This is a genomic window from Tardiphaga sp. (assembly GCF_044340795.1).
Taxonomy (GTDB): Bacteria; Pseudomonadota; Alphaproteobacteria; order Rhizobiales; family Xanthobacteraceae; genus Tardiphaga.
In genome coordinates this window covers 1-7,809 of the sequence record NZ_JBIISY010000268.1, presented here as the reverse complement: position 1 = coordinate 7,809, position 7,809 = coordinate 1, and the positions used below count along the sequence as shown (strand labels likewise).

The following is a 7,809-nucleotide window of genomic DNA, read 5'->3' as shown; positions in this document are numbered from 1 at the left end:
GCGCGCCTGGTCGGCGATCGAGCGGGTGATCGCCTGACGAATCCACCAGGTGGCGTAGGTCGAGAACTTGTAGCCGCGGCGATATTCGAACTTGTCGACCGCCTTCATCAGGCCGATGTTGCCTTCCTGGATCAGGTCGAGGAACTGCAGGCCGCGGTTGGTATACTTCTTGGCGATGGAGATCACGAGGCGGAGATTGGCCTCGACCATTTCCTTCTTGGCCTGGCGCGCTTCGCGCTCGCCCTTCTGCACGCCGTGCACGATCTTGCGGAATTCGCCGATCTCGAGGCCGGTGAGTGCTGCCAGCTGCTGGATCTCGCCGCGCAGCTCCTTGATGCGGTCCTTCTCGATCGCGACGAAGTTCTTCCAGCCTTTTGCGGAGAGCTTCGAGACACGGTTGAGCCAGCGCGGATCGAGCTCCGAGCCCTGATAGTTGCGCAGGAAGTCTTCGCGGCCGACGCCGTGGCTGTCGCCGAGGCGCATCAGGCGGCCCTCGAACGAGACGAGGCGCTTGTTGATGTCATAGAGCTGCTCGACGAGTGAATCGATACGCGCCTGGTTGAGGCGCAGCGACTTCACCTCGACGACGATTTCGTCCTTGAGCTTCTTGTACTTGCGCTCCTGCGACGGCGACAGCGACGGACCCTGCGACGAGCTTTCCAGCTGGTTCGCGATGTCCTGTTCCTGCAGCTTGCGCAGCTTCTTGTATTCGGATGCGATCTTGTCGAAGGTCTCGACCACCTTCGGCTTCAGTTCGGCCTCGATGGCGGCAAGCGACATCTGGTTCTCGAACTCGTCGTCGTCCATCTCGCCTTCGCCGCCTTCCGACGACTGCGACTCGCCCTGCGGCTGGGCCGCGGGCTGCGCACGGCCGGGCGCCGCGCGGAATGGCGTTGCCTGGGCGGGCGCGGATGGCGGTGCGGCCACGGCGGTCTCGCCGCCTTCGCTGTCACCATCGCCCGAGGGACCTGCGATCATCGCCGGATTGACGCCGCCCTTGCCTTCGGGGCCGGCGTAAGTGGCTTCGAGATCGATGATGTCGCGGAGGAAGATCTTGCCTTCGTTGAGTTCGTCGCGCCAGATGATGATGGCCTGGAAGGTCAGCGGGCTTTCGCAGAGGCCCGCGATCATGGCCTCGCGGCCGGCCTCGATGCGCTTGGCGATGGCGATTTCGCCTTCGCGCGACAACAGCTCGACGGTGCCCATCTCGCGCAGATACATGCGCACGGGATCGTCGGTGCGCTCGCCGGGCTCGGACTTCTTGACTTCGGTGACGGCCTTGGACGTGACCTCGACGAGTTCGTTGTCGGTCTCGTCGTCCTCTTCCTGCTTCTCCTCGTCATCGCTGTCGTCGTTCTCGGCGACATTGATGCCCATCTCGGAGAGCATCGACATGATGTCTTCGATCTGTTCGGGCGAGGTCTGGTCGGAAGGCAGCACTTCATTGAGCTGATCAAAGGTCACGAAGCCGCGCTTCTTGGCCTGCTTGATCATCTTCTTGACGGCCGCATCGGACAGATCGAGCAAAGGCGACGGCGCTTCGGCGGCATCCTTCTCGGGCGCATCAGCTGCCACGTCTTTTTCCTTGTCCTTGGTCTGCAGCGTCTTTGCCTTGGTGGCCATTCAATGCTCCTGAAACGCGCTCACGCCGGGGGCCAATCATGCCAGCTGGTGTCATGGCCCCGCCATCTCATCATCGTAACCAGTCGGTGGACGTCTGAATGACGCACAAAGGGCGGCGCTACCTTCTCGCCACCCTGCCATCCGACCCGGTTGTCTAACTCGTTTGAACGAGCTCTAGCCGATGAAGGCTTAAGCCCGGATTAACCCTGTTTGTGCCGCCAAACCTTGGATTTGGCGAGTCTTTTCGCATTTTGGACGGTTTCAATCCGCAGCAAACTGGCCTTTGCCGACCTTACTGGGTGCGCTGGAAGCGGCCTGACAATTCGCCAAACCCCTCGATCAGCGCCTCGGTCCCGTCCACCTCGGCGAGCCTGGCCTTCACGTCGCGGAGCCAACCATAGTGGGTTTCACTGGCCTCCGCGCCCAGAGCGAGCTCGGCATCCTTCAGTTCTCTAAGTAAGGAGTGGTACTGGCGATGCAAGGCAACAAGCTGCATCCAGGTGGCCAAAACGTCCTCGCGCGCAGCCCCAGGCTGCGATGCCCATACCGCCTGGACCGTGATCGCCCGCTCAACCTGCTGTAATTGCTCGGAAAATCCGGCCTTTACCAGGTCTTCACGCATTTCCGCGCTTTGCTCGGCTTCGTCGCCATGATGATGCTCGTGGGCGAAGGCGGCGATGATGCCTGCACGCAGGCGGTGCATTTCGGGATGCGCCAGTTCGAGCGCGGCGACCTCCTCGAGCCGGTCATGCAGCAGCCAGGGGTGGTTGATCAGTGACTGCAGGATCAGCGCCTCGCGTCGCGACACGGCGCTGCGCTGGCCGCGCATCAGGGACGATGTCGCAAGCTGTGGACTGACCGCCTGATAGGGTCCGCGGCCGAGCAACTGGGTCGCCGTGGGCGAGATGCCACGATTGCCGCCACTGATTCGCGGCACGAAGGGACGCTGCGGGGCGCGCTGGAAGTTGCCGCCCTGCCCGCCCCGGTTACCTCCACCACCGCCACCGCGCGCGCCACCGCCGAACTGGCGATAGAGCCGCTCGGCCAGATCCTGCCGGTAATATTTCTTCACGACATCGTCGCGAATGGCGTTGGAGATCTCGCCGATCCGCGCCTCCAGCGCCGCGCGGCGCTCGGGCGTTGTGAAATCGCCGGCCGCGATCTCGCGGGCCCAGATCAGGTCCGACAGCGTGCCGGCCGCAGCGATGACATCCTCGATGGCGCCGCGTCCGCCGGAGCGGGCGAGATCGTCGGGGTCCTGCCCTTCCGGCAGCAGGGCAAAGCGCAGGCTCTTGCCGGGCTTCAGATGCGGCAGCGCCAGCTCGGCCGCGCGCCATGCCGCCTTCTGGCCGGCGCGGTCGCCGTCGAAGCAGAGGATGGGCTCGTCCACCATCTTCCACAGCAGCTGCAGCTGGTTCTCGGTGAGCGCGGTGCCGAGCGGGGCGACGGCGCCGGGAAAGCCGACGCCGACCATGGCGATGACGTCCACATAGCCTTCGACCACCACGATGGGCGCACCATCATGGGCGGCTTTGCGGGCCATGGGGAAATTGTAGAGATTGTCGCCCTTGTGGAAGAGCGGCGTTTCCGGCGAGTTGAGATACTTTGCCGGCACGTCCTTCTTCAGCGCACGGCCGCCGAAGGCGATGATGCGGCCGCGGGCATCGCTGATGGGAAACATCACGCGATCGCGGAAGCGATCATACGGCACCGGGATATCGTCGCCGCCGATCAGCATGCCGGTCTCGACCATGTCGGAGACGGGAATGCCGGCGGCGCCGAGATGCTCCTTCAGCGCGAAACGATCCTCCGGCGCATAGCCCATGCGGAACTGGAGCTGCGTCTGCGGGCCGATGCCGCGATCGGCAAGATAGCCGCGCGCCTGCGCGCCGTGGCGCGAGGTCAGCGTGTCCTGGAAGAATTTGGCGGCGATCTCCATCACGTCATGCAGCGTCCTGCGGCGCTGCTCCTGCCGCGCGGCATCGGGCGTGGCGGCGGGCACGGCCAGGCCGGCCATGGAGGCCAGGCGTTCGACGGCCTCGACGAAGGAGACGCCTTCGGTCTCCATCACGAAATCAAAGATGTTGCCGTGCTTGCCGGTGGAGAAGTCGTGGTAGAACTGCTTCTGGTCGTTCACCGTGAAGGACGGCGTCTTCTCCTGCTGGAACGGCGACAGCCCCTTCCACTCCCGCCCGGCCTTCTTCAGCTTGACGCGCTTGCTCACGACTTCCGAAACCGGAAGCCGGGCGCGCAGTTCTTCGAGAAAGTGGGGCGTGAAACGCATGGTGGATTAGGCATATAGGGCGGTGGTTGCCAATTGGCACAATATTGGCGCTGGCGCACGTTATTCACAGGGCCGCTGACCAAAAGCGCCCTTGAAATCTCCAAAGTTCCGTTTTTAACAGGACGAATGTTCACGACTTTCCGAGGCGGCCAGACCGGCACGTGGCGGGTGCTCTCCGTCGCGCCCGTGCGCGGCGAGACGCTGCCGATCATGCCCGCTGTGTCCGTCACCCATGCCGACACGATCTCGCTGCCGCCGGCGCCTTCCGCCCATTCGTGGCGGCTGATCGGCGTCGCCAGCCATGTCCGCTATGTGGAGCGGCTGGAAAAGATCGCGCTCAACAAGGTGCAGGCCGGGCTCGGCCGCCCGGAGGCGACCTGTGCCGCGCTGATCCCGATCCGCAAGAGCAATGCGTGGTGGCTGATGAGCCAGAACGAGCGCCGTCGCATCTTCGAGGACAAGTCCCGCCACATCGCCGACAGCCTGAAATATCTGCCGGCGATCGCGCGCCAGCTCTACCATTCGCGCGATCTCGGCGGCCCATTCGATTTCCTCACCTGGTTCGAATATGCGCCAGCGCATGCGGAGCGGTTCGAAGAACTGGTCGCGATGCTGCGCGAGAGCGAGGAATGGCAGTTCGTGGAGCGCGAGGTGGATGTGAGGTTGGCGCGGATCGTCTAGCCGCACGAACGTCCGGCCCGCATGGCTCCCATTCAGGATGGCGTCTTACGGGCGGGCCGGGCATGCGCCATATCGGTCTGGCGCTCCCGCCCGCCTGAAAGTCTCCATGTCCGCTCCTGCCGAACACGCTGCCCCTGACCAAGGTCCCGGCGGCTGGTTGATCCTCGCGTTCGCCATCGCCTGCGGCATCACCGTCGCCAATATCTATTACGCGCAGCCGCTGGTCGGACCGATCAGCGAGAGCTTTGGCCTCGACCTGTCCAATGCCGGCGTGATGCTGACCATGGTGATGTTCGGCTATGTGCTGGGCTTGCTGTTCCTCGCGCCGCTCGGCGATCTCGTCGAGAACAAGACGCTGATCCTGATTACCCTCAGCAGCCTGATCGTCAGCCTGTTGATCGCCGCAGCCGCACCGAGCGCCGGCGTGTTCATAGCATCGACGATGTTGGTCGGCCTTACTGCCGTCGGCACCCAGATGATCCTGCCAGTGGTCGCGCATCTCGCGCCGGAACGACGGCGCGGGCAGATCGTCGGCACCGTGATGAGCGGCCTGTTGTTCGGCATCCTGCTGTCGCGGCCGCTCGCGACCATGATCGCCGGCTCACTCGGATGGCGCGCCGTGTTCGTGGTGTCGGCGGCTCTGATGTGCGGCGTGCTGGTGTTGATGATGATCGCGCTGCCGCGGCGCAAGCCGGAGCATAGCCTCAATTACGCGACGCTGATCCACTCGCTGTGGAATCTGGCGCTGACCACACGCGTGCTGCAGCGACGCGCGGCCTATCAATGCCTGCTCTACGGATCGTTCAGCCTGTTCTGGACCGCCATGCCGCTGGTGCTGGAAGAGCCACCCTTCTCGTTCGGACACATCGCCATGTCGGCCTTCCTGCTGTCCGGCGCCGGCGGCGCGCTGGTCGCGCCACTGGCTGGACGCCTTGCTGATCAGGGCCGCGGTGACCTCGTCACTGCAACCGCGATGACGCTGGTGTTGCTGAGCTTCGTCCTGACCTGGATCGGCGGACACAGCAGCGGCGGCACCGCCATCACGCTGTTCGTGGTCGCCGGCATCCTGATCGACGCCGGCACCCAGGGCAATGTGGTGGCCGGACAACGCGCCATCTATGCGCTGGCGGGCAATGTGCGCAGCCGGCTGAATGCGCTGTTTCTTGCCGGCGCCTTTTTCGGCGGCGCGGTCGGCTCCGGCTTCAGCGGCTTTGCAGTGGCCCGCGGAGGCACAACGATGATCGCGATCATCGGCATCGGCGCATCACTGCTGGCGCTGGCACTGTTCGCGCTGGAAGTGTCGGCACGCGATCGCAGGACGAATTAGGCGGAGCCGTCATCCCGCGGAGTTTCAACTGCGCGTTCGGCCGGCGGATGACGCTGCGCTCATCCGCCCTGCAGGAAGCGGCCTGACACAATCCGTTTCGTCTCGATCACCGGGCGATTGTAGATATAGGTCCAGGCCTGGGTGACCGTGCCATCGCCTGATGTCACCGGCAACAGTTCGCGCAGATACAGGGTCGGCTGCTCTTCCGCGGGGCCGATGCCGTCATAGTCGTCGAGCACCGCAAGCAGCTTGTCGGGATCGCGCATCCGGAACAGGTCGCCATAAACGATGTCACTCTCGGCCGTCGCATGGAGCAGGCCGGGATAATGCGCGACCATGTAGAGCCGGCCGCGGCACGAGGCTTCGCCGAGGAAATCCGCGCCCGATGCGAGCAGCTTCGACATCGGATGATCGAAACCACGCATCAGGGTTCCGTAGACGAAAATACGATCCGACATCGTCGCCTTTCATGCACTGTCTGTAACCCGCAGGCCGATCGCGCCGAGGTGGCACCGCGATAACGTGACCCGTTGCGGCATTCAATTGCCCTGCTTCCGCGCTATATTAGCCTGGGAATCATGGCCGGTGCATCCATGCCGGCAATCAAGAGATATGCCGTTGGACCACCTGCCCCCATCCGAGCTGCGCCTCGCGCCCGATGAGATCGATCCCGTTCTCGAACTGAACACGGACAGCGCGTCGCCCTTCCTGTTCACCAGTGATCATTATGGCCGCATCATCCCGCGCATGCTCGGCGATCTCGGCCTGCCCGCCAGCGAGCTGACCCGGCATATTGCCTGGGACATCGGCATCGCCGGCGTCGCGGAACGCGTGGCGATGGCAATGAACGCGCATCTGATCGCGCAGCGCTATTCACGGCTGGTGATCGACTGCAACCGGCCGCCGGACGCTGTCAGCTCGATCCCGCTGATCAGCGAGGCGACGACCATTCCCGGCAATGACGGCCTCACGCAAGATGACAGGGCACGCCGGCGCGAACTGTTCTTCGATCCATATCACCGGCGCATCGATGCGGTGATCGACGCACGGCTCAAGGTCGGGCAGCCGACGGTGCTGGTGTCGCTGCACAGTTTCACGCCGGTCTATGCCGGCATCAAGCGGCCTTGGCATATCGGTACGCTGTATCAGCATGACCGCACGCTGCCGCCGCAGCTCCTGCAGCATCTGCGCGCCGAAGGCGATCTGGTCGTCGGCGACAACGAGCCCTATGCGGTGTCGGACGCCACCGACTACACGATCCCCGTCCACGGCGAAAAGCGCGGGCTGATGAATACCGGGATCGAGATCCGTCAGGACCTGATCACCGACGAGAGCGGCCAGATCGCATGGGCCGAGCGGCTGGTGCGCATCCTGACCGAGATCGCGGCGACGCTGGTGACGCCGCGCGCATCACATCTCTGATCAACGCGCCCGCGTCAAAGCGAGCCACACGCCGCCGCCGATCATGAAGCCACCGGAGATGCGCGACAGCAGCCGCGTGCGCCGGGCCGAAAAGAATTTTCGCGCCCGGCCGGCAGCGACAGCATAGACGACGTCGGTCAATCCGGCAGCGACCATGAAGGTCGCGCCGAGGATGGTCACCTGCAAAAAGTGATTCTGGTCGAGATCGACGAATTGCGGGATGAAGGCGCCGAAGAACACCAGCACCTTCGGATTGCTGAGCAACACCGCGAGCCCTTGCAGGAAGAAACCGCCGCGCGGCGGCGCCGGCGGGGTCTCGGTATCGATCCCCTCGATGGGCGCGCGCACCAGCTTGATGCCGAGCCAGACCAGATAGGCCGCGCCGATGAAGCGCACCCAGTCGAACCAGTAGCCCATGGTGGCCATCATGGTGGTGAGGCCGAAACCGACAATGGCGATGACCACTGCGAGC

At 64.2% G+C, this 7,809-nt stretch carries 7 protein-coding genes; 3 read left to right on the top strand and 4 right to left on the bottom strand.

The features are described from left to right. The coding region (gene rpoD / locus ACIQ17_RS28225; protein WP_398472709.1) for an RNA polymerase sigma factor RpoD at nucleotides 1–1,623 on the bottom strand (1,623 nt) is incomplete at its 3' end. A 292-nt stretch (nucleotides 1,624–1,915) separates the two neighbouring features. Continuing rightward, entirely contained in the window at nucleotides 1,916–3,907 is a 1,992-nt protein-coding gene (gene dnaG / locus ACIQ17_RS28220) for a DNA primase (RefSeq protein ID WP_398472708.1), read from the bottom strand. 126 nt (nucleotides 3,908–4,033) lie between these two features. Between dnaG and ACIQ17_RS28215 the strand changes: the two genes are divergently transcribed. Both ACIQ17_RS28215 and ACIQ17_RS28210 read left to right on the top strand, forming a co-directional pair. Next, nucleotides 4,034–4,588: a chlorite dismutase family protein gene (locus ACIQ17_RS28215; protein ID WP_398472707.1), complete on the top strand. Its 555-nt coding sequence runs from the start codon at nucleotides 4,034–4,036 to the stop codon at nucleotides 4,586–4,588. A 106-nt stretch (nucleotides 4,589–4,694) separates the two neighbouring features. Next, on the top strand, nucleotides 4,695–5,915 hold the full coding sequence (locus ACIQ17_RS28210; protein WP_398472705.1) for an MFS transporter: 1,221 nt from the start codon (nucleotides 4,695–4,697) through the stop codon (nucleotides 5,913–5,915). A 59-nt stretch (nucleotides 5,916–5,974) separates the two neighbouring features. Here the strand turns inward: ACIQ17_RS28210 and ACIQ17_RS28205 are convergent, their stop codons facing one another. Next, the gene (locus tag ACIQ17_RS28205) at nucleotides 5,975–6,373 is read right to left on the bottom strand and encodes a gamma-glutamylcyclotransferase (protein WP_398472703.1); all 399 of its coding nucleotides are present in this window, start codon (nucleotides 6,371–6,373) and stop codon (nucleotides 5,975–5,977) included. A gap of 154 nt (nucleotides 6,374–6,527) precedes the next feature. Here ACIQ17_RS28205 and ACIQ17_RS28200 point away from each other — a divergent pair, with 154 nt between their 5' ends. Next, nucleotides 6,528–7,337, top strand: coding sequence for an N-formylglutamate amidohydrolase (locus tag ACIQ17_RS28200; RefSeq protein ID WP_398472702.1), 810 nt, complete (start codon nucleotides 6,528–6,530; stop codon nucleotides 7,335–7,337). On the opposite strand, the gene ACIQ17_RS28195 is transcribed toward ACIQ17_RS28200, so the two are convergent. Beyond that, nucleotides 7,338–7,809, bottom strand: a 472-nt coding sequence (locus ACIQ17_RS28195) for a LysE family translocator (protein ID WP_398472701.1), incomplete at its 5' end; no start/stop codon positions are given.